This is a genomic window from Chlamydia sp. 04-14, assembly GCF_036632095.1.
Lineage (GTDB): Bacteria > Chlamydiota > Chlamydiia > Chlamydiales > Chlamydiaceae > Chlamydia.
Genome location: NZ_JAPYKW010000001.1, coordinates 521,399 through 542,106 on the forward strand (window position 1 = coordinate 521,399; position 20,708 = coordinate 542,106).

Sequence of the window (20,708 nt, forward strand, 5' to 3'; positions counted from 1 at the left end):
GTTTTTTATTTTTATCGTAAATAATATCCCTAATATTTGCGAGATACTATTTGGAGTTGCTTGTATGGATTGGTTAACTAAACAGTATGGTGATATTCTTGTTGTTCATTTGGAGGGAGCTTTGGATGCTGTTTCTGTACCAAGGGCAGAAGCATTTCTAGATAAGAAAGTACAAGAAGACAAGCTTAAAATAGTGCTGAACTTTCAACGAGTTACTTATATGAGCAGTGCTGGGATCCGTCTTCTATTTTCACTGTCTAAATTATTACAATCTCGCCAAGGTCTTCTCTGTATTTGTTGTGTTCAAAATGTAGTTGCGGATGTTATTCGCATAGCGGGTGTTGATCAATTATTGCCTGTTTGCCAATCAGAACAAGAATGTTTCACTAAATTTTAATCCTATTGCATATGCGTGCTCCTGAATTTCAATCTAATGCTATAACATCCACAGGATGTGATGTCTGCTTAGATCCGCAAAAGTCATTTACAAAACTGTTTAAACGTACTGTGATTTTACTTTCAGGACCCACAGGATCAGGTAAAACGGATGTTTCTTTATGTCTAGCGCCTATGATCGATGGTGAAATTATTTCTGTAGATTCCATGCAAGTTTATCGTGGTATGGATGTCGGTACAGCAAAAGTGTCCATAGAAGCTAGACAGCGTATTCCTCATTATTTGATAGATATCTGCCATGTCCAAGAACCTTTTAATGCAGTAGATTTTTATTATCACGCTATGCAGGCATGTCAAAATATTCTTTCTAGGAATAAAGTCCCTATCCTTGTTGGAGGATCTGGGTTCTACTTTCATACTTTTCTTTCGGGGCCTCCCGAAGGACCGCCTGCAGATCGTGAATTTCGAGATCAGCTTGCTTCTTATATTCATGAACATGGACTATCATCTTTGTATGAGAACCTTTGTCAGAAAGATCCTGAATATGCTCAGAGCATTACAAAGAATGATAAGAATAAAATCATTCGTGCTTTAGAAATTATCCATTTTACAGGCAAGAAGGTTTCAGAGCACAACTGGAGCATGGAGGCTCAAGAATCTAGGGAATATAATTGTCGGGGTTGGTTTTTATCGTCTCCAAAAGAGCTTTTGCGGGATAACATTCAATTGCGTTGTCAGAAGATGTTAGAAGATAATCTAATTGATGAAGTGCATAGATTGCTTGAGCAAGGCATAAGAGAGAACCCCTCAGCATCGAAAGCTATAGGCTATAGAGAATGGATCGAATTTATTGATCAAGGATCTCCTGAAGAGTCCTATGAGGCTGTGAAACAAAAATTCATTACAAATACTTGGCAGTATACCAAGAAACAAAGAACATGGTTTAAACGCTATCCAATGTTTCGAGAGCTAACTACTCTAGGATTGACAGCAGAAGCTATCGCGGAAAAAATCGCAGAAGATTATTTCCTTCACGGTTGATACGCAGGTGTCTCGATATGTTCATAAAATGTATTCCTTTCTACAGGAATGAAACCTTCGGAAGCAATCATTGCACGAGTTTCCTCTTCTGAACTTTTTAAAGTCCATCCCGTACACTTATGTACGCTTTCATCAATAATTGTTCCTCCGAAATCATCTGCCCCATAGTGTAGCCCACGAGCTCCTTGTTCCTTCCCTTCTCCAAACCAAGAAGCAGCTATGTGCTCAAAGTTATCTAAAAAGATTCGAGAGAGAGCTAAAATACGGTAATACATCTCGGGAGGTGCTTGATTAGGAACTTTACGCCCTAAAGCCGTATTCCCAGACTTGTAACTCCAAGGAATAAAGCTATAGAATCCTGGAATTTCATCCTGGGCATTTCTTAGAGCCTCTAAATGTAGAAGAATGTCATGAGCAGTTTCTATATGCCCAAACATCATAGTAGCTGTTGTCCTGAAGCCTAAACGATGGGCGAGCTTATGGAAGTTGATCCATCCATCGGGATTCATTTTTTTTGGTGATAAGATTTTGCGTACACGCTCAGAGAGAATTTCTGCTCCACCTCCGGGAATAGTCCTCTGTCCCGCTTCCCAAAGTCTTTTCAAAGCTTCTTCCGTGCTAATTCCTGAAACTATGGCTGCATGTGAAATTTCGACAGCAGAAAAGAAATGAGGATGAAGAGAGGGGAATTCTTTAACAGTGATGTGTACTAATTCTTCGAGATAATCCACACCTAATCTTGGATGGACCCCTCCTTGAAGAAGCACAGTTTTAACTCCCATAGATATATATCGTTGCATTAAAGAACGAAATTCGTCAAAAGAAAGAAGGAATGCATCAGAGGAGTGAGGCTTTCTATAAAACGCGCAAAAGGTACAATCAATTTTACAAATATTGGTGTAGTTAGGATTGGCGTCTAGGACATAAGTGACTTTATTATCAGGATAACGTTGCTCACGCAAAATATTCGCAAGTTCCTGTAGTTTCTCTAAAGGACTTGCCCTGAATAACTCCAATCCTTCGTCAAAGGAAATTCTAGTAGATAAGTTCATAAAAACGATTGACGATAATGTAGTACGGGGGCAAACTTTATCTTCTATTCATTATTTCTTTGTCAAGCCCTACACCCTAAGTTGTTATTATGGATACTTCAGACAACAGCTTTCATTCTTTAGAAGCAAAACAAGGTTCTATAGTGGTTTCTAGTGAGGAATCGAAATCCAAACGTGATGATATTTCTAACGCCGCAATGACTAATGAATCCTTTACCATATTTACTCAAGAGTTAACTGGATTTTCGTGTATAGAAGACCAAGTGGCTTTTAGTTTAGAGAAAATGGAACAAGCCTTAAGAAACAACCAAGGAGCGAATTTAAAGCTATTTTGGGCGATACGAAAGCATTGTCTTCCATTATTCCATCAAGTAGAAAACGTTGGTAAGCGGGCTGAATTTTGGCGTCGCTACATTGATTTAACGAAGGAAGGACGGCATATTAAATCCTTACAAGATGAAGAAGGGACTTTTGTTGTTGGACAGATTGAGTTAGCCATATCTTGCCTTGAGCAAGATATAACTAGTTTCTTAGACGGAACCAATCCTCTGACAGTACAAGAAGAACAGTCCGTATTTTTAGAGACTCAGACTTTGGAAAAACGCAAGACTTTTTATAAAGATTTGCATGCTTTATTAGTTTGGTTAAGTAGTTTTTCGGCAAGAATTATTGATTTGCGAAAAGAGTTGATGAATGTTGGCATGCGCATGCGGCTGAAAAGTAAGTTTTTCCAGCGTTTATCCTCTTTAGGGAATCAAGTGTTTCCGAAAAGAAAAGAACTTATCGAGAAGGTCAGTGAAGCTTTTTCAGAAGATGTTGAATCTTTCGTTTCCAAGTATTTTTCTCGTGCGGATAAAGATACGCTAAAGCGTTCCGTTTTTTTTTTACGGAAAGAAATCAAAAATCTACAGCAAGCTGCTAAATGCTTAGCTGTTTCCTCAACGGTATTTTCTGATACCCGTTTGAAACTAAGCAAATGCTGGGATCAGCTTAAAGGCTTAGAAAAAGAAATTCGTCAGGAGCAAAGTCGGTTAAGAGTCACATCGGCGGAAAACTCTAAAGATGTTCGTGAGCAATTAACAAGTATAGCTCAAGTGTTGGAAGAGGGCGGTGATCTTTTCAAAATTCGCAAAGATTTAGACGCAGCTGCAAAACGTATACGTGCTCTAGATTTGGTTCATGACGATGTGGTTGCTTTAAAGGCCGAATTACAAATTCTTTTTGAAAAGCTTCGCGAAAAACAAGATGCTGCAGAACAAGTTTATCAGGAGCAATTGGCTCGAGACAAACAAATCAGACAAGAAGCTATTAAAGAATTAACTGATAAGATCCATGCATTTTCTGAAAAGTGTATTTCTGGAGATATTCATCCAGAAGCACGTTCAGAATGGCAAGAACTGAAAGAATCTTTAACCAAAGCAGTTTTTCTATCTGCTTCGGAAAGAATAGCCTTAGATAATCGATTAAATCTAACTTTGCAGCATATAGCAGCGTTTTTTGAAGAACAACTGCTGTCTTCTCCTGATTCTCGTGAAAAGCTCACAAATATGCGACAGGTTTTGTTTCAGAGACAAGAGCGTCGCAAGGAATTAAAAGATAAATTAGAGCAAGATAAAAAACTTCTTGGATCTTCGGGTCTAGATTTTGACCGCGCCATGCAATATAGTGCTCTAGTTGAAGAAGACAAACGCGCTTTGGAGGAACTGGATCAAGGGATTCTTGATCTAAAGCGACAAATTCAGCAGTTAACATGAGACGATCTTGTATATATGCTTTTGATTTAGATGGTACATTGCTACGAGGTAATAGCAGTATAGGGTTTTATAAATACGCCTTGGGGCGTCGCTTATTCTCTTATAAAACCCTTCCTTCTTGTTGTTTGTTTTTTCTGCGTTTTCGATTTTTTTTTTTAGATTTGCCCTCATTTTATTCCCGAATCGTCTCTTCTTTACTCACCTCGGTTTCTTTTGAGGAACTTTCTTCTATGGCAATCGAGTTTGCTCATACGCTGGGTGAAAAAGATTTTTATTACCCCGCTTTAGAAAAATTTCATGAAGCTTTGGAGGATTCTTCAGGAGAAGTCATGATCTTTTCTTCATCTCCAGATTTTATTGTTCGACCCATAGCCGAGAGACTTGGGGCGAATATGTGTTATGCCTCAGGATTTCAAGAGTTTTCTAGAGGGCAAATGCTTGCAAATCAATGTCTGACTGGGGATAATAAGGCGAAAATACTCAGCCACCTTAAAAAAATAGGACGGGCAAGAAGTCATACTTTCTCAGATCACATATTGGACCTGCCTTTTCTTCTTCTAGGTGAGGAGAAAACTGTAGTGCGGCCTAAGGGAAGACTGAGAAAAATGGCCAGAAAGTATTATTGGAATATTATTTAACTTAAGAAAAAAAGCTCGACCTTATCCTAGATAATCGAGTATTCTCATGCCAGTTTCTATGGAATTATTTTGCTTTAATTTATTAAAAGTAATTGCCAAAGTTATTGATAACAAAAAGGGCAATAACCCTGTTGTCTTAGATGTCCGTGCCGTTTCTCAGCTCACAGATTATTTTATTTTTGCTGAAGGGAATGTCGGTGTACATGTAAAAGCTTTGGCAGACACTATCGTGCACGAATTAAAAGAATATAATCTCGCTCCTTTGCATGTAGAGGGATTAAGCCATGGTGACTGGGTAGTTATAGATTACGGATTTATCGTCGTTCATCTATTTGTCTCGTCCATCAGAGAACAATATCGATTGGAAGAGTTGTGGAAAGACGGTTCCATTATTACATCCAAGCTTCTAGCTTCTTAACGGGGTAGAATAACTTTATGAATAAAAAACGTGTAGTAGTCACGGGATTGGGTGTTGTTTCTTGTTTAGGCAATGAAATAGACACCTTTTATGATAATTTGCTTGCTGGTATCAGTGGCGTTCATACAATCACTTCTTTTCCATGCGAAGATTATGCTACCCGTTTCGCCGCTTGGATTCCTGAATTTAATCCCGAGCCTTATTTAGATAAAAAACAAGCCCGCAGAGTTGATCCTTTTATTACTTATGCAGTAGTTGCAGCTAAAAAAGCTATTGCAATGTCTCGATGGGACAAAGATAATCTTCCCGCTGATCCCTCCCGTTGTGGTGTTATCATAGGTTCTGGTATGGGAGGATTGCAGACTTTAGACGAAGGCATGGAGCGTCTTATTGTAGGCAATAAGAAGCTTTCTCCTTTTTTCATACCCTATATTATTACTAATATGGCTCCTGCGCTTATTGCTATGGATTTTGGTCTTATGGGTCCGAATTATTCCATATCTACAGCATGCGCAACTTCGAATTATTGTATTGATGCAGCTTACCAACACCTTGTTTCCGGACGTTCTGACATGATAGTTTGTGGTGGAACTGAGGCTGCAGTGAACCGTGTCGGATTGGCTGGTTTTATTGCTAATCGAGCTTTATCGGAAAGGAATGATGCTCCTCAAGAAGCCTCACGTCCTTGGGATAGAGATAGAGATGGTTTCGTTATTGGTGAGGGAGCTGGAGTTTTAGTTTTAGAAACTTTAGAGAATGCTTTGAAGCGAGGCGCTCCGATATATGCGGAGATACTTGGTTCCTATACTACTTGTGATGCTTTCCATATTACAGCTCCTAGAGATGATGGAGAGGGCATCACGTCATGTGTTCTTGGAGCTCTAGAAAGTTCTGGCATTCCTAAAGAACGCGTAAATTATATTAATGCTCATGGAACATCAACTCCTCTAGGAGATATATCGGAAGTTTTAGCATTGAAAAAAGCTTTCGGTAGTCATGTGAAAAACTTACGAATGAATTCCACAAAGTCTCTTATAGGCCATTGTCTGGGAGCGGCTGGAGGAGTCGAAGCTGTTGCAACAATTCAAGCAATTCAAACGGGCAAATTACATCCTACGATTAATTTAGAGAACCCGATTGCAGAAATTGATGATTTTGACGTGGTTGCGAACAAGGCCCAGGATTGGGATATTGACGTTGCTATGTCGAATTCTTTTGGTTTTGGTGGACATAATTCAACGATATTATTCTCGAGGTATATACCCTAATTATGATGAAGACAAAGTATGAATACTCTTTTGGTATTATTCCCATAAAGTTTTTTGGTACTCCAGATAGAAGTACACTGAAGGCTTGTTTTATCTGCCATACCCAAGGCAAGCATTGGGGATTCCCTAAAGGTCATTCTGAAGATAAAGAAGGCCCTCAGGAGGCTGCAGAAAGAGAGCTAGTTGAAGAAACAGGCTTAAGTGTAGTCAATTTTCTCCCAAAAGTTCTTGTAGAACACTACTCTTTTAACGATAACGAAGTATTTGTTCGCAAAGAAGTTACTTACTTTTTAGCAGAAGTTCAAGGGGATGTGCATGCAGATCCAAATGAAATCTGTGATACTCAATGGTTAAGCATTCAAGAAGGTATGCGTTTGTTGAGTTTCCCTGAGCTTAAGGATATCGCTGGAGAAGCAGATAAATTTATCAATAGCTATCTCTTCTCATTCTAAATTATAAAATGTAGGGAGAGGGAAACCTCTCCCTTAAACATTTATATCGTTGTTTTTTCTCTAGAAAATTTATTTAGATAATCTTGATGCGCTAGTTCGATTACCTTCTGAGCTTCTTTTTTTCCATAGATACCCACGATTTCAATTTTTGCAGGTTTCCCATGAATCAAATGCTCTGGAGTTGCTTTATAAGTCAGAAAATAGTGTTGGATCATATCGAGAACTGTGCAGGGACAATCCGAAATATCTTGAATTTCTGAAAACACCAAATCATCTTCAAGAACAGCGATAATCTTATCATCAGCTTCCCCAGAATCAATAATACGTAATCCTCCGATAGGACGTGCTTGAAGTAGGATATTGCCGTGGGTGATATTCTTTTCAGTTAAAACACAGATATCTAATGGATCATCATCCCCTTGAATATTCTCTTTTAGACTTTGTTCTCCACTATACTTCCCAGATAGTTCTCCACAATATGTTCTAGGTAACAATCCATATAAACAAGGACAAAAATTAGAAAATTTCTGAGGGCGGTCTACTTTTAATAAACCCGTAACTTTGTCTAGTTCAAACTTTACAGAATCCTGGGGAGTAATTTCTATATAACAGCATAGAGATTCAAAATTATCCTGAGTTAGTATAGGACCGTGCCAAGGATGCATAATTGATAAAGATTGTTTTTCAGACATAAGCGACTCTCGTTATAGACTTTTTTTTATTTTCTAATATTCTAGAGGATCCTAGCGTAGCACGTGAGGAATTTTAAGAGAAGGAAGAGGGTTTGGTTAATTGACTTTTAATTAAATCTATACAATACTTTCCTATTATAATTACAAATCCTTCCATTTTAAGATTATGAAATATCCCCTAGTGTTCAAAGATATAAATATAGAAGATTATGAGCGTGTGATAGAGGTAACGTGTGAGAGCGTCCAGCTACATGCGTTGATTGCTATTCATCAGACACTGGTAGGTCCTGCATTAGGCGGAGTTCGTGCTTTTGCCTATAATTCTTTTGATGATGCTCTAACAGATGTTTTACGTTTGTCTAGAGGTATGACATACAAAGCAATTCTCAGTGAGACAGGAACAGGGGGAGGAAAAAGTGTTATCATCCTTCCTAAAGGTATGACACGGCCTACGGAGGATATGCTTAGAGCTTTCGGTCAGGCAGTAGATTCTCTTGGCGGTCAGTATATAGCCGCTGAAGATATGGGAGTCTCAGTTAGTGATATCAATATCATCAATCAGGAGACTCCCTGGGTATGCGGTATAGAAAGCGTAAGCGGCGATCCTTCAATCTATACAGCTCACGGAGTCTTTTTATGTATAAAAGAAACAGCTGAGCAGTTGTGGGGCAGCTCTTCTCTAAAGGGAAGAAAAATTGGTATTCAAGGTCTTGGTGCTGTCGGTAGGAAGTTACTACACTCTTTATTTTTCGAAGGCGCCGAACTCTATGTTTTCGATACAAATCAAGAAATCCTTGATGAGGTTACGAAGTTCTACAGCGTAACAGTTGTTTCTAAAGATGCTTTCCCAACATTAGAATGTGATATTTTTGTTCCATGTGCGTTTGGAGGAGTGATCAATAGAAATAATGTTTACAATTTACGTTGTCGTGCAGTTGTTGGAGCTGCAAATAACCAGCTAGAAAATGCTTCTTTAGGTGCTGTGCTTCATGCTCAGGGGATATTATATGCCCCAGATTATCTAGCAAATGCTGGAGGCCTATTGAACGTTGCCCTCGCTGTCGGAAGACCTTATTGTCCAAAGACAGTCTTACAAAAAGTCAGCAAGCTTCCTGTTATTCTTAGAGAAATTTACGAACAGAGTGAAGATTCAGATCAAGATACTGTGATTCTATCCGATAGTATAGTGGAAGAAAAACTCACTGCTTATATTTAATAAGCGAGTAAGTTTTCTTCAGGAACGATATTCAGACGTTCCTGTAGAGCTTCTAAAGTAATCCTATGAATCTCTTCATTTCCAGAAGCTAAAATTATGGGATGGTTTTCTAAAATGAAATCCTCCCTGCGATAATTTAGCGGATTCCCAAAAATATCAGAAACCGTACCTCCTGATTCTTCTACCAAAAATGCTCCAGGAGCATGATCCCAAGTTTTTGCCTGGGAAATAGCAAAAGGATAGCGGATAAAAAAGTCTACAGAACCTTCGGCAACCATAGCGTATTTGTATTGACTATCAACACGGTAAGCCTGAGGTTGTCCAGGGAGCGATAAACTTAATAAACGTGTTGTGTGGTGTTGTTGATTGCGTGCTGCTAAAGAAGCTTCACAAAACTTCCCCGTTAATGTAGTTCCAGATTTTAGATAACGTCTGGATTCAATTGCCGTACCAAATAATGAAGTCCCGTAGTTCTTAGCTGCAGAATAGATTTTAAATGTATGAGAATCTGTTGATGGGCAGGCCATAATGGCAAGTATAGGCTTATCCTCATAAATTAGAGATACTGCAGTTGCAAAAAAACGATTTTTGATAAATCCCGATGTGCCGTCAATAGGATCAACAAGCCAATATAATGAGGAGATTTCTTGATGAGGCGTTAATGTCTCTAGAAGATCTTCGGATGTTGCTTTAGGATCTAGCTTATGAACGAATTCTAAAATTTTATTAATTTTATGACTGTCGCTTACAGGATCTAGAACTTCCTCTCCTATAAATGGAATATGTGGAAAGGTTGTTGATAGTTTTTTTTGAAGACAATATTGGACAGCATAATCTGCAGGAGTAACGAAGGACCCGTCGGGTTTTGTCCAGAAATGGACCAACGGGAGGCGTTGTCGATAACGGATTAACTCGGCGATTGTTTTCTCAACTATACTTTCTACAACTCTTTGATAATCTAACAAATGAGACGGCATAGTGATTTTTTCCCTAAGTAGTAGCTAAACCATACTATCAAAAGACAGGATTATGTTAAACTTGCTATAGGGGTTGTAAGAGAATTTGTTATGGGAAAAGGTTACCTATGATAGTTAAAATGTGGCGCACTATCTATGAAGCTACTTATGCTTTTCTCGTTGGCTCTGCTTTAAAATTGCGCTACAAGATAAAATTAGAGGGTTTAAAGTCTCTAAAACCTAATCCTAATCAAGGAAGTCTATTTTTATCAAATCATGTAGCTGAAATTGATCCTGTAATTCTTGAATACTTATTTTGGCCGCGTTTTCATGTGCGTCCTCTTGCTGTAAATTATTTATTTAAAAACGCAGTAGTTCGTTGGTTCTTAAATTCTGTGGGAGCTATACCTGTTCCAACTGTTGTTCCTGGAAGAGAATGTAAAAAGACTGTCGAAGAGATGGAACAGTTTTATAATCAGACAATCAATGTTTTGGACAATAAGGGCAGTGTTTTACTGTATCCTGCTGGTAAGTTATCAAGGAATGGTAAAGAAGAAATAGTTAATCAATATTCGGCATACGTATTGTTGCATAAGTCTAAGGATTGCAACGTATTTTTGATACGCATTAGCGGATTATGGGGTAGTGCCTTTTCGCGTTATAAAACTCAATCTACACCCAAGTTGGGTATAGTATTTAAAGAAGCGATGAAAGCCCTATTACGTCGGGGATTATTTTTCATGCCGAAACGCTTTGTGAAAGTAACTATACATCAGATAGACAACGACTTCTTAAAACAATTCCCCACAAAACAAGATTTGAATGCTTTTCTTTCCTCATGGTTTAATGAGGATAAAGAGAGTTTTCCTATAGAAGTTCCTTATGCCTGATCTAGGGGAGTTTTGGTATGCATAAGCGTTGGAATTACTCTAACAAACGTCGTATAGGTTTACGAGACGGTCACACGGTTTTAGAGAAGTTTTTAAAACTGTGTTCAGAAATGAAATCGGATGCCAGTTGTTGGGACGAGCAACTAGGAATATTGTCTTATGATGATTTGCGTAAGGCGGTTATAGCTTTAGCCTTAAAAGTATCTAAATATCCCGATCAGAATATTGGGGTTATGATGCCAGCTTCTGCAGGAGCCTACATTGCTTATTTTGCTATACTATTGTCTGGTAAAGTTCCTGTTATGATTAACTGGAGTCAGGGGCTTCGAGAAATGGCAGCCTGTATTGAGCTTGCTAATGTAAATCATATCCTAACTTCTAAACAACTTGTTGAGCATCTGCGACAAATCCATGGCGATGGTGTTGAGTATCCAGCGCAACTAATTTACATGGAAACTATACGTAAGGAACTTTCTGTTTGGGATAAAGTGCGTATAGCATTTTACCTTTCTCTTCCTTACCGTTGGTTAATACGATTATTCGATATCTCAGGACAGAGTGAGGAAAAGATCGCTGTTATTTTATTTACATCAGGAACGGAGAAACTTCCTAAAGGAGTTCCACTAACACATGCGAATCTCTTAGAGAATCAGAAGGCCTGTCTGAAATTCTTTGAGCCTGTAGAAACTGACATTATGATGTCGTTCCTTCCTCCATTTCATGCTTATGGATTTAACTGCTGCGCTCTTTTCCCCATGCTTGCAGGTTTGCCTGTAGTTTTCTCCTATAACCCTTTGCAACCTAAAAAAATTGTAGAGCTTATAGATAGAACTCACGCGACTTTTTTAGGTAGCACGCCTATCTTTTTCGACTACATTTTGAAAACTGCTAGGAAACAAGAATCTTTATTAAATTCTTTGCGTTTTGTGGTTATTGGTGGTGATGCTTTTAAAGATTCTCTAAGAGAGATAGCGGAAAAAGATTTCCCACATATTCTTCTTCGTCAAGGTTATGGGACTACAGAATGCTCGCCAGTTGTTACGATTAATAATGAAGATAGTCCAAAGGATGAATCCTGCGTTGGTATTCCTGTTGAAGGCATGGACATCATGATTGTCTCTGAGGAGACCTATGTTCCTGTATCATCAGGAGAGGTGGGTTTAGTTGTCATTCGCGGGACATCTCTCTTTTCTGGTTATCTAGGAGCTGACCCTAATCAAGGATTTGTCAAGCTCGGAGGGGATAATTGGTATGTGACAGGAGATTTAGGATACTTAGATAAGAATAGTCAGTTATTTTTGAAAGGAAGACTTAGTCGTTTCGTAAAAATCGGTAGTGAGATGGTAAGCTTACAAGCTTTAGAGAGCTTACTTACTGAAGGTTTTGGATTGCCCGAAGAACAAGAAGGTATCTCGTTAATTGTTTGCGGGCTTCCTGGTGAGAAGATAAGACTGTGTTTATTCACAACGTTTTCTACAACTCTCAATGAAGTAAATGATATCCTAAAAAACTTAAAAACAAGTAGCATAATGAAGATATCCTATCAGCATCAACTGGAATCTATCCCGATGCTGGGCACAGGAAAGCCTGATTACCGAGCTTTAAATTCTCTAGCTCTTTCTCTGTTTCATGGGGACTAAAAAGACACTTGAATAGTTAAAGATTCTAGATTTCAAGGAAAAGATCTTTAATGAGTGAATGCCCAATAGATTTTGTAACTAATGATTTCTTAGGTTTCTCCCGTTCTACAACATTAGTCAATGAAGTTGAGAGACGTTATCGTGCGTATTGTGATGAATTTCCTGAAGCACAACTGGGAGCACGGGGTTCTCGAGCTATTGTGGGGCCATCTCCAATTTTGCAGAATTTAGAAAAGAAAATAGGGGATTTTCATAATGCTGAAGCTGCTTTTGTTGTTCATAGCGGCTATATGGCGAATCTAGGATTTTGTTATCACGTCTCTAAAGATACTGACATAGTGTTTTGGGATGAGTCTGTGCACGTCTCTGTTGTGCAAAGTTTAAAGATGATCTCTGGGAAACAGCAGTCGTTTCAACATAATGATTTGAACTCTTTAGAATCTTTATTGATCTCTCATAGAGCAGTTTCATCAGGAAGAATCTTTATTTTTGTTTGTTCTGTATACTCCTTTTCGGGAACATTAGCCCCTCTTGGAGAACTTATACTTCTCTCGAGAAAATATAACGCTCACCTGATTGTAGACGAAGCTCATGCTATGGGCATTTTTGGCGAGGGACGTGGGTTATGTTATGAATGGGGATATGAGAATTTTTATTCTGTACTTGTGACTTATAGTAAGGCTATGGGAGCTATGGGGGCAGCAATTCTTTCTTCTTCAGAAGTGAAAACAGAATTGATGTTGAGCTCTCCACCCTTACGTTATACTACAGCATTAGCTCCTCATGCGTTAATTACGATAGACGCGGCTTATGATCATCTGTTTTTAGAGGGCACACACTCTAGGAAACAGATTTTTAGCTTAAAGGCATACTTTCAGAAACATTTTGGACTACACTCACAATGTTGTGGCCAGCCTATATTTTTAAGAGATTTCAATGAGGATCTTCTTATTTCAATGTTGGATGAGGTTAATTTACGTGTTGGGTTAATGACTTTTGTAAATAAGCCTTTTATACGAATAAATTTTCACGCATATAATACTTATGATGAGGTCGATATCTTAATTGCTATGTTATGTAGCTATTTAGAAAAATGTTGTTGTGGGATCGACATCAATCATGAACTTCACTTTGGGTGATAGTTTTGCTGATAATAAAGCTTCATGAAGCTTTCTATTTACTGGTAGAACTTGTTTACTCTTTATCAAAAATTGATATCGAAATACATCTTTGATTTTAAAATGCCCGCAAGGAGTGATTTGCATGAGTTGTGTATGGATGTCTAACTGCTTTTCAAGTAATGTGTGAATGCGATGAGCTTCTTTCCAAGTCAGCTTGGGGCATTTTCCTATAAAGATACAGCGTACAAGACGAATAAATGGTGGATAGCCACACAATTCTCTTCCAGGGATCTCTTGGTTATAAAAAGCAGAATAGTCTTGTTGCATGGCACAACGAATCGTGTTGTGATCTGGGAGAAAAGATTGAATGAGTACCTCTCCAGGAAGATGGCTTCTCCCTGATCTTCCTGTTACTTGAGTAATGAGTTGGAATACCTGTTCAGACGCTCGGAAATCAGGAATATAGAGACCTGAGTCCCCATTTAAAATTATTGCTAGAGTGACAGCGGGGAAGTGCATGCCCTTAGCAATCATTTGTGTGCCGATCAAAATGTCAGCTTTTCCTGTGGCAAATTGTTTTAATAAGGATTCATGGCTTCCTTTAAATTTCGTAGTATCAGAATCAATACGTATAGTGCGAACTTCTGGAAAGATGCTGTGAAGTACCTTCTCAATTTTTTCAGTTCCTGATCCACGGTATTGTAAAGTCATGGCGCCATGACATTTTGGACAGGATGTTTGAGGCTCTTTAGGAGAGGAGTTACAAAGATGACAGAGCAGAACATTAGCATATTTATGGAAAGTCAATACCATGTCGCAGTGAGGACATTTCAGTATATGTTTGCATGAGGAGCATGAAACGTTTGTATGATAACCACGACGATTAAAGAAAACGAGAACTTGCTCACCAACAGCAAGACGTTTCTCAATACTTTTAATTGCTGCTTGTGAAAATAGTGTTTTTGTTTTTGTCTTCTCTCTCTCCATATTCATATCGATAAGAGAGACTTTAGCAGGACAGGCAGCAGCAGCCCGTGTTGATAATTCCGAAAGGATATATTTACCTGATAACGCATTGGAATAGCTTTCTAGACTCGGAGTAGCACTTCCTAGTATCACAGTAGCATTAGCAAGTTTCCCTCGCATAACAGCAACGTCACGGGCATGATAACAGGGATGGCTTTCACTTTGTTTATATGCAGGATCGTGCTCTTCATCAACGATGATTAACCCTAATTTTTGTACAGGGCAGAATAAGGCAGATCTTGGCCCTATGATGATACTAATATTTCCTTTTGATGCTTCTCTCCAGGTCTTATTTCTATCACTGTCACTGAGCTTGTGATGGAGAATACCAACTTCTTTCCCAAAATGTGCTTTAAATAAGGTGACTGTTTGTATGGTGAGAGCGATTTCAGGGACTAAAAGAATAGCGCTTTTCCCTAATTTCCTTGCCTCACGAATAGCCTGGAAATATACCTCTGTTTTTCCACTCCCTGTTACACCAAAAAGAAGATGAGTTTGAAATTTTCCTAAGGATAAAGATGAGGAAATCTTATCCACAGCAGATTGTTGCTGAGGATATAGAGGATGAGCATCGGGGAGGAAAAATGATAAACTGTCTTCTTGAATTTCGAGATCTGCAGCATTGGCGATTTCAATAACACCGAGTTTTTCTAGGGAATGGATAGGAGATTGGGAAATCTTGGCTTTATCCATAAGCTCAGAGAGGCCAGGAGGAGAATTGTAAGATAGTAATGTTTTTAAAGCTGCTGCTTGTGAAGGAGATTCCTTTTGAATTGCGAGAATCATTTCCTTTGTTTTTGCTTTGCTTTGCTTGAGTATAACGCGATAGTGTTGTTTTGGTTGTATAATGCTTGAGGATATTCCTGGGAGTACTAAACGTAATGTTTTCCCTAAAGGAGCGAAATAGTATTGACTCATCCAAAACATAAGTTCTAGAAGGTCTTGGGGGAGTACAATTCCAGAACCAATAACACCTAAGATTGGGAGAACCCGTTTACATTCTGTTGTTGTTTTAATTTGATGGACGATCCCGTATTTTTTTGCGCCCCGTAAAGAGACACTGACACCAGTACCTTTAGTAATGTGTTCAAGATTTTCAGGGAGCCCGTAGTCTAATACCTTATTGATATTGGAGTTTACTATGACTTCTGCGTATAGGCGAAAGGTAGTTGATTCAATATTACCCATAGATCTCGTTTCAATTGCGGATCATTTTCATAGTATACTGAAGAATAAATAGGAATCCAAGTACACCCATCCTTAGTGAACGATTGATGATAACGTACATTGGACATTTTATAACGTATCATTGTTAAAGGTGCTAGACATAAAGAGAAGCTCTTATTCTTATGAAAAATATCTTTATGACCTGTTAATAAGACGAGCCGTGAAGGAAAAATTTGTTGGGTAAGAATTTTCGTTAATCTGTTGAAAAATAAGACTTCTTCATCTTTTTCTTCATCTACAAAAATCCCACAAGGAATATCCAAAGGAGTTTTTACGCAATGTGCTTGTAAAGCAGAATAACGAAATTTGAGAATTTCTTCTTTGGAAAGATCAGGAGGGGATGGGATACATTCCCATGAAGATTTTTTTATACGCTCATGAACAGCAGGTAAGGAAGGTTCTTCATTATTTTGTAGTGGATTGAGTGGAGGATTTTCTAATTTTTTATCTATTGTGGTAGGTTGTGTAATAATTTTTGGTTTAATGGGCGCAGAAGCTTTTACAGGAATTCTACTTATTTCTTCTTTAAGATTTAGGGGGATAAGCTTCGCTAACGGTGGGTAATGCGGATCTAAATAGCGATTGATAATTTCCTGTAAAATCAAAGGAATGGAAGGATTCGGATGTGTCATACGAATATAAAAATAGCAAAGATATCTACGGATTCACTATAGATATAGATGGTTTATTCATCCACGCTCTTTGTTTCCGAATGTGAAAATTCCCTTGCTTTTTACGCACAACAGGATAATACACTACGGTAATTAAGGGAAAACTCTACAATATTTTTTTAAGAGGATTTGCATGAAACGTTGGTTGCAAGGAAGTTTAATAACTCTCTGTTTATTACTCACATTGCCTTGTTGTGCAGCAAAAAGACGTTCTCATTATCAAAAAGATTCCGGAAAGCCCTCCATTCAACAAGTGAGTACTTCGGGAGTTAAATGGGAAAATTATACCAATGCTGTTGAACAATCCCAAAAAGATAAAAGACCTATAGGTCTATTTTTTACAGGTTCCGATTGGTGTATCTGGTGTATAAAAATGCAGGATCAGATTTTAAATACTCCTGAATTTCAAAATTATGCTGATGAAAATTTACATATGGTGGAATTAGATTTTCCACAATCCAATAATCAACCTGCAGATGTGAAACAGCAAAACCAAGCTTTAAAATCCAAGTACGGTGTAAACGGATTCCCAACATTAGTCTTTATTGATGCTAATGGAACTGAGAAAGCCAGAATGGGATTTGAATATGGTGGTGGTGAGAATTACGTTAAGAAAATTAAAGCCGCTTTGCATAAAAAATAGTAAATCTCTTCTTAAAGAATTTTAGAGAGGAGATCTTCCTCTCTGAAGTTCTCTTTTTCTCTTAATTAAACATTCATCTTTTTTGTTGTTTTTGAGAAAATCTCTATCTTACAGTGAACTTTTAAGACCCACCTTTTTCGGATAGCATCGAATTTCTTGCATTGTAGATTATGTTTTTGGAAATAGAGCAATCTCCGGAGAATAAGAAATAGGCAAAAGGATTTAGAAAAAATGTCAGAAGCTGAATACCTAACACAAGAAGATTTTCTCCAAAGAAGTAATAAACTCCAGGAAATATCTGACCTAGGTATTAACCCATATCCTTATGAATTCCCAGGGACAAGTAGTATTGAGGAAATCAAAAAAGAATATTCTTCACAGACTCTTGGTAATAGCGAAGACGCTACAAATAGGAAAACTCCTAAGGTGAAAATCTCTGGGCGCATGGTGCTTTTTCGCTCTATGGGAAAGAATGCTTTTGCTCAAATCCTAGATAACGATCAAAAAATCCAAGTCATGTTTAATAGGGACTTCTCTTTGGTTGAAGGTCTTCCTAAGGACGCAGAGGTTACTCCAATAAAATTCATAGAGAAGAAGCTAGATCTTGGAGATATTTTAGGAATTGAAGGGTACCTATTTTTCACACATTCTGGAGAACTCACTATTCTTGTAGAGACTGTTACTTTGCTATGCAAAGCATTAATTTCTCTTCCCGATAAACATGCAGGATTAAGTGATAAAGAAATTCGCTATAGGAAGCGTTGGCTAGACCTGATTTCTTCTGATGAAGTACGTCAAACTTTTTTAAAAAGAAGCCGTATTATTAAGCTGATGCGTCAGTATATGGATGCTCAAGGATTTATAGAGGTAGAAACTCCCATATTACAAAATGTTTATGGAGGTGCTGAAGCGACACCCTTTGTAACGACTTTGAATGCTTTACATTCAGAAGTGTTTTTAAGGATTTCTCCTGAGATTTCTTTAAAAAAAATCCTTGTTGGAGGAACCCCACGTATTTATGAAATCGGTAAGGTATTTAGGAATGAGGGGATTGATAGAACTCATAATCCTGAATTTACCATGATTGAGGCTTATGCAACTAATGTAGATTATCATAGCGTTATGACGTACGTGGAGAATCTTGTTGAATACTTAGTCTGTGCGTTAAATGATGGCAGCACTATTTTAACTTACTCACATTTGAAACAAGGGCCGCAGTCTATTGATTTTAAAGCTCCTTGGATTCGTATGACTATGAAAGATAGTATCAAGACATATGGAGATGTAGATGTCGATCTTCATGCAGATCATGAGTTGCGCAAGATTTTAAAAGAGCGCACTTCGTTACCCGAAGAATCTTATGCAACGGCACCAAGAGGTTTGTTAATCGCAGCGCTATTTGATGAGTTGGTGTGTGATAAATTGATTGCTCCTCACCACATTACTGATCATCCCGTAGAGACAACACCATTGTGTAAGTCTTTGCGTTCTGGAGAGGCAGATTTTGTAGAGCGTTTTGAAAGTTTTTGCTTAGGAAAAGAACTTTGTAATGCTTATTCAGAGCTAAATGATCCGTTACGCCAAAGAATGCTTTTAGAAAAGCAAATGGAGAAAAAAGCCTTAGATCCCGATAGTGAATATCATCCTATTGACGAGGAGTTTTTAGAAGCCCTATGTCAAGGAGTTCCTCCTGCGGGAGGATTTGGAATAGGGATCGATCGTCTGGTGATGATTCTTACTGATTCGGCTTCGATTCGTGATGTTTTATATTTCCCAGCTATGCGTCGTTTGGAATCAGAAAGTGATTAAAGTCTTTTTATTTTAGGTCCCGATTTAGCGTCCTCAATAACGTAGCCTAAGGAAGCAACCTGATCTCGAAGGATATCCGCTTGCTTCCAATCTTTTCCCCTACGAGCAACTTCTCGTTCCTCGACAAGTTGCTTTACCTCTTTAGGGATTTCTAGATCAGCAGAGAAAGGAATCACACCAAGTACGGTATTGATTTTCTTCATAACGTCTAAAACATAATTAGCATCAGCTTGTGTGAAATTGGCTTTATCAATTGTTGAGTTGGTTTGATGGATAAAATCAAATAAAGCTGCAAGAGCTGCTGCTATGTTTAAATCATTGGCAATAGCTTCTGAGAAAGCATGTAGAAATACTTTCCCTTGCTGATTTACATCTTCTGAAATTTCTGAGTGTTCAGGATAAGGATTTTCTAATCGGGAAATAAAATCACGTAAGCGTTTTAAGGCTTGCCGACATGCAAGTAATCCCTCTTCCGTGAAGTTTAATTGCATTCTATAATGGCTCTGTAAGAGCATATAACGAATTTCTTCTCCGGAAAACCCACGATCCAATAAATTTCTTAATGTGAAAAAATTGCCTAAACTCTTCGACATTTTTTTCCCATCAACAAGAAGATGCTCTGAATGGAGCCAGTAACGAGAAAAAGGTGCATGAGATAATGACTCTGATTGGGCAATTTCATTTTCATGATGGGGAAAGATATTATCTACCCCGCCTGCATGAATATCAATAGAGGCACCGAGGAGCTCCATAGCCATGATTGAGCATTCGAGATGCCATCCTGGACGCCCTTTGCCAAAAGGACTTTCCCAGTAAATATGACCATCTCTCTTTTCATCATATGCTTTCCATAATACGAAATCAGAAAGATTTTCTTTATCATATTCATCAGAGTTTACTCTAGAGCAACATTGCAGATCTTGTAATTTCAATTGAGATAACTTGCCGTATGTCGGAAATTTCTCTATGGAAAAATATACAGAATTATCCTGACCCACGTAGGCAATCCCATCATCTAAAAGTTTTTTAATGGCTTCAATCATTTGAGGAATATAGTGCGTAGCATGGGGATAGACATCTGCAGGTAGAATATTTAACGTGGTGATGTCTTCAAAAAAAGCTTGTGTATACGGAGCAGTATAAACGTCCAAGGAGACATTTTTCTTACAAGCGCCTGCCAAAGTTTTATCATCCACATCCGTAATATTCATAATGTGCTTTACAGAGTATCCGAAGAATAAGAGAGTCCGTTTCAATAAATCTTCAAACACATACGTGCGAAAATTTCCTATATGCGCATAGTCATAGACGGTAGGGCCACACGTATACAACTTCACAGTATCGTTTAAAGAAGAAAAAAGTTCTTTTGTCCTCGATGCTGTATTGTACAAATAAAGGTTTTGTTTATTTTCAGATGATTGTCTCATATATGGACTCTCAGAGGTTCTAGATTTTTACCGATGAGAGCGTCGACTTAAGCTTGTGTCAAGGTGCTATACTAACGCCTCAATATGAAAGAAGAGTATATTTTCTTGTGACTTTAACATAAGATCGTTTCCCAATCTACGGTTTTTCTAAGGAACGCAATAGAGGAATTAATAATATAAGATTGTTTAAAAGAAGAATTAATCTAAGGATTTTACGCATAAATATTCCTAAGAAATACATGATTATTTAATCCAATAGACAATTGTGTTTGATTGTAGAAAAGATCAAAACTTTTAAGTGGTGTTTTTTATTTCGTTTTAATAAAAAAAAGACTATACAACAAGGATGGTTGATAGAATGCCCTGAGAGC

At 38.0% G+C, this 20,708-nt stretch carries 19 protein-coding genes; 13 read left to right on the forward strand and 6 right to left on the reverse strand.

The genetic code is table 11. The annotated features are described in order from the left end of the window. Positions 1–64 precede the first annotated feature (64 nt). Positions 65–397, forward strand: a complete 333-nt coding sequence (locus tag O6937_RS02305; protein ID WP_332390056.1) for an STAS domain-containing protein — start codon at positions 65–67, stop codon at positions 395–397. Positions 398–408: 11 nt separating this feature from the next. After that, positions 409–1,437, forward strand: coding sequence for a tRNA (adenosine(37)-N6)-dimethylallyltransferase MiaA (miaA, locus tag O6937_RS02310; RefSeq protein WP_332390058.1), 1,029 nt, complete (start codon positions 409–411; stop codon positions 1,435–1,437). Here miaA and mqnC read toward each other — a convergent pair. After that, positions 1,428–2,489, reverse strand: a complete 1,062-nt coding sequence (gene mqnC, locus O6937_RS02315) for a cyclic dehypoxanthinyl futalosine synthase (protein ID WP_332390059.1) — start codon at positions 2,487–2,489, stop codon at positions 1,428–1,430. The two genes, miaA and mqnC, sit on opposite strands and share 10 nt — an antisense overlap. Before the next feature lie 89 nt (positions 2,490–2,578). Between mqnC and O6937_RS02320 the strand changes: the two genes are divergently transcribed. From O6937_RS02320 to O6937_RS02340, 5 genes are read left to right on the forward strand one after another with little or no spacing between them, the layout of a single operon-like run. Beyond that, a complete protein-coding gene (locus O6937_RS02320) occupies positions 2,579–4,243 on the forward strand; it encodes a hypothetical protein (RefSeq protein ID WP_332390060.1) in 1,665 nt (554 codons plus the stop codon). Next, positions 4,240–4,881 carry a haloacid dehalogenase-like hydrolase gene (locus tag O6937_RS02325; protein ID WP_332390061.1) on the forward strand — a complete coding sequence of 214 codons (642 nt, stop codon included), beginning with the start codon at positions 4,240–4,242 and terminating at the stop codon, positions 4,879–4,881. Before O6937_RS02320 ends, O6937_RS02325 begins: the two co-directional genes overlap by 4 nt. Positions 4,882–4,939: 58 nt before the next feature. Next, a complete protein-coding gene (rsfS, locus tag O6937_RS02330) occupies positions 4,940–5,299 on the forward strand; it encodes a ribosome silencing factor (RefSeq protein ID WP_332390128.1) in 360 nt (119 codons plus the stop codon). Positions 5,300–5,316: 17 nt separating this feature from the next. Next, positions 5,317–6,567, forward strand: a complete 1,251-nt coding sequence (gene fabF, locus O6937_RS02335) for a beta-ketoacyl-ACP synthase II (protein ID WP_332390062.1) — start codon at positions 5,317–5,319, stop codon at positions 6,565–6,567. A gap of 2 nt (positions 6,568–6,569) precedes the next feature. Then, positions 6,570–7,019 (forward strand): bis(5'-nucleosyl)-tetraphosphatase, encoded by a 450-nt coding sequence (locus tag O6937_RS02340; protein WP_332390063.1) that lies wholly within the window; start codon positions 6,570–6,572, stop codon positions 7,017–7,019. Positions 7,020–7,060: 41 nt separating this feature from the next. On the opposite strand, the gene O6937_RS02345 is transcribed toward O6937_RS02340, so the two are convergent. Beyond that, complete coding sequence (locus tag O6937_RS02345; RefSeq protein WP_332390064.1) at positions 7,061–7,711, reverse strand: inorganic pyrophosphatase; 651 nt, start codon at positions 7,709–7,711, stop codon at positions 7,061–7,063. A gap of 166 nt (positions 7,712–7,877) precedes the next feature. Between O6937_RS02345 and O6937_RS02350 the strand changes: the two genes are divergently transcribed. Next, entirely contained in the window at positions 7,878–8,927 is a 1,050-nt protein-coding gene (locus O6937_RS02350; protein ID WP_332390065.1) for a Glu/Leu/Phe/Val dehydrogenase family protein, read from the forward strand. Here the strand turns inward: O6937_RS02350 and O6937_RS02355 are convergent. Next, complete coding sequence (locus O6937_RS02355; protein WP_332390066.1) at positions 8,924–9,904, reverse strand: inositol monophosphatase family protein; 981 nt, start codon at positions 9,902–9,904, stop codon at positions 8,924–8,926. The two genes, O6937_RS02350 and O6937_RS02355, sit on opposite strands and share 4 nt — an antisense overlap. A 107-nt stretch (positions 9,905–10,011) precedes the next feature. Here O6937_RS02355 and O6937_RS02360 point away from each other — a divergent pair, with 107 nt between their 5' ends. Genes O6937_RS02360 through O6937_RS02370 form a run of 3 tightly spaced genes read left to right on the forward strand, consistent with a single transcriptional unit; the run spans position 10,012 to position 13,552 of the window. Then, positions 10,012–10,773: a lysophospholipid acyltransferase family protein gene (locus O6937_RS02360; RefSeq protein ID WP_332390067.1), complete on the forward strand. Its 762-nt coding sequence runs from the start codon at positions 10,012–10,014 to the stop codon at positions 10,771–10,773. A gap of 17 nt (positions 10,774–10,790) precedes the next feature. Next, entirely contained in the window at positions 10,791–12,413 is a 1,623-nt protein-coding gene (locus tag O6937_RS02365) for an AMP-binding protein (protein ID WP_332390068.1), read from the forward strand. A 50-nt stretch (positions 12,414–12,463) separates the two neighbouring features. Next, complete coding sequence (locus O6937_RS02370) at positions 12,464–13,552, forward strand: aminotransferase class I/II-fold pyridoxal phosphate-dependent enzyme (protein ID WP_332390069.1); 1,089 nt, start codon at positions 12,464–12,466, stop codon at positions 13,550–13,552. On the opposite strand, the gene priA is transcribed toward O6937_RS02370, so the two are convergent. Further along, the gene (gene priA, locus O6937_RS02375) at positions 13,499–15,748 is read right to left on the reverse strand and encodes a primosomal protein N' (protein WP_332390070.1); all 2,250 of its coding nucleotides are present in this window, start codon (positions 15,746–15,748) and stop codon (positions 13,499–13,501) included. The two genes, O6937_RS02370 and priA, sit on opposite strands and share 54 nt — an antisense overlap. Then, entirely contained in the window at positions 15,700–16,419 is a 720-nt protein-coding gene (locus tag O6937_RS02380; RefSeq protein WP_332390071.1) for a hypothetical protein, read from the reverse strand. Before O6937_RS02380 ends, priA begins: the two co-directional genes overlap by 49 nt. Before the next feature lie 172 nt (positions 16,420–16,591). Between O6937_RS02380 and dsbH the strand changes: the two genes are divergently transcribed. Together dsbH and lysS are read left to right on the forward strand one after the other, a co-directional pair. Further along, positions 16,592–17,101, forward strand: a complete 510-nt coding sequence (gene dsbH / locus O6937_RS02385; protein ID WP_332390072.1) for a disulfide reductase DsbH — start codon at positions 16,592–16,594, stop codon at positions 17,099–17,101. Positions 17,102–17,332: 231 nt separating this feature from the next. After that, positions 17,333–18,910 (forward strand): lysine--tRNA ligase, encoded by a 1,578-nt coding sequence (lysS, locus tag O6937_RS02390; protein ID WP_332390073.1) that lies wholly within the window; start codon positions 17,333–17,335, stop codon positions 18,908–18,910. Here the strand turns inward: lysS and cysS are convergent. After that, positions 18,907–20,337: a cysteine--tRNA ligase gene (gene cysS / locus O6937_RS02395; RefSeq protein ID WP_332390074.1), complete on the reverse strand. Its 1,431-nt coding sequence runs from the start codon at positions 20,335–20,337 to the stop codon at positions 18,907–18,909. The two genes, lysS and cysS, sit on opposite strands and share 4 nt — an antisense overlap. Between the last annotated feature and the right edge of the window lie 371 nt (positions 20,338–20,708).

Excerpts from the sequence above, each read along its gene's own strand:
- O6937_RS02305 (WP_332390056.1), top strand. The coding sequence starts at position 65 with ATGGATTGGTTAACTAAACAGTATGGTGATATTCTTGTTGTTCATTTG.
- miaA (WP_332390058.1), top strand. The coding sequence starts at position 409 with ATGCGTGCTCCTGAATTTCAATCTAATGCTATAACATCCACAGGATGT.
- mqnC (WP_332390059.1), bottom strand. The coding sequence starts at position 2,489 with ATGAACTTATCTACTAGAATTTCCTTTGACGAAGGATTGGAGTTATTC.
- O6937_RS02320 (WP_332390060.1), top strand. The coding sequence starts at position 2,579 with ATGGATACTTCAGACAACAGCTTTCATTCTTTAGAAGCAAAACAAGGT.
- O6937_RS02325 (WP_332390061.1), top strand. The coding sequence starts at position 4,240 with ATGAGACGATCTTGTATATATGCTTTTGATTTAGATGGTACATTGCTA.
- rsfS (WP_332390128.1), top strand. The coding sequence starts at position 4,940 with ATGGAATTATTTTGCTTTAATTTATTAAAAGTAATTGCCAAAGTTATT.
- fabF (WP_332390062.1), top strand. The coding sequence starts at position 5,317 with ATGAATAAAAAACGTGTAGTAGTCACGGGATTGGGTGTTGTTTCTTGT.
- O6937_RS02340 (WP_332390063.1), top strand. The coding sequence starts at position 6,570 with ATGATGAAGACAAAGTATGAATACTCTTTTGGTATTATTCCCATAAAG.
- O6937_RS02345 (WP_332390064.1), bottom strand. The coding sequence starts at position 7,711 with ATGTCTGAAAAACAATCTTTATCAATTATGCATCCTTGGCACGGTCCT.
- O6937_RS02350 (WP_332390065.1), top strand. The coding sequence starts at position 7,878 with ATGAAATATCCCCTAGTGTTCAAAGATATAAATATAGAAGATTATGAG.
- O6937_RS02355 (WP_332390066.1), bottom strand. The coding sequence starts at position 9,904 with ATGCCGTCTCATTTGTTAGATTATCAAAGAGTTGTAGAAAGTATAGTT.
- O6937_RS02360 (WP_332390067.1), top strand. The coding sequence starts at position 10,012 with ATGATAGTTAAAATGTGGCGCACTATCTATGAAGCTACTTATGCTTTT.
- O6937_RS02365 (WP_332390068.1), top strand. The coding sequence starts at position 10,791 with ATGCATAAGCGTTGGAATTACTCTAACAAACGTCGTATAGGTTTACGA.
- O6937_RS02370 (WP_332390069.1), top strand. The coding sequence starts at position 12,464 with ATGAGTGAATGCCCAATAGATTTTGTAACTAATGATTTCTTAGGTTTC.
- priA (WP_332390070.1), bottom strand. The coding sequence starts at position 15,748 with ATGGGTAATATTGAATCAACTACCTTTCGCCTATACGCAGAAGTCATA.
- O6937_RS02380 (WP_332390071.1), bottom strand. The coding sequence starts at position 16,419 with ATGACACATCCGAATCCTTCCATTCCTTTGATTTTACAGGAAATTATC.
- dsbH (WP_332390072.1), top strand. The coding sequence starts at position 16,592 with ATGAAACGTTGGTTGCAAGGAAGTTTAATAACTCTCTGTTTATTACTC.
- lysS (WP_332390073.1), top strand. The coding sequence starts at position 17,333 with ATGTCAGAAGCTGAATACCTAACACAAGAAGATTTTCTCCAAAGAAGT.
- cysS (WP_332390074.1), bottom strand. The coding sequence starts at position 20,337 with ATGAGACAATCATCTGAAAATAAACAAAACCTTTATTTGTACAATACA.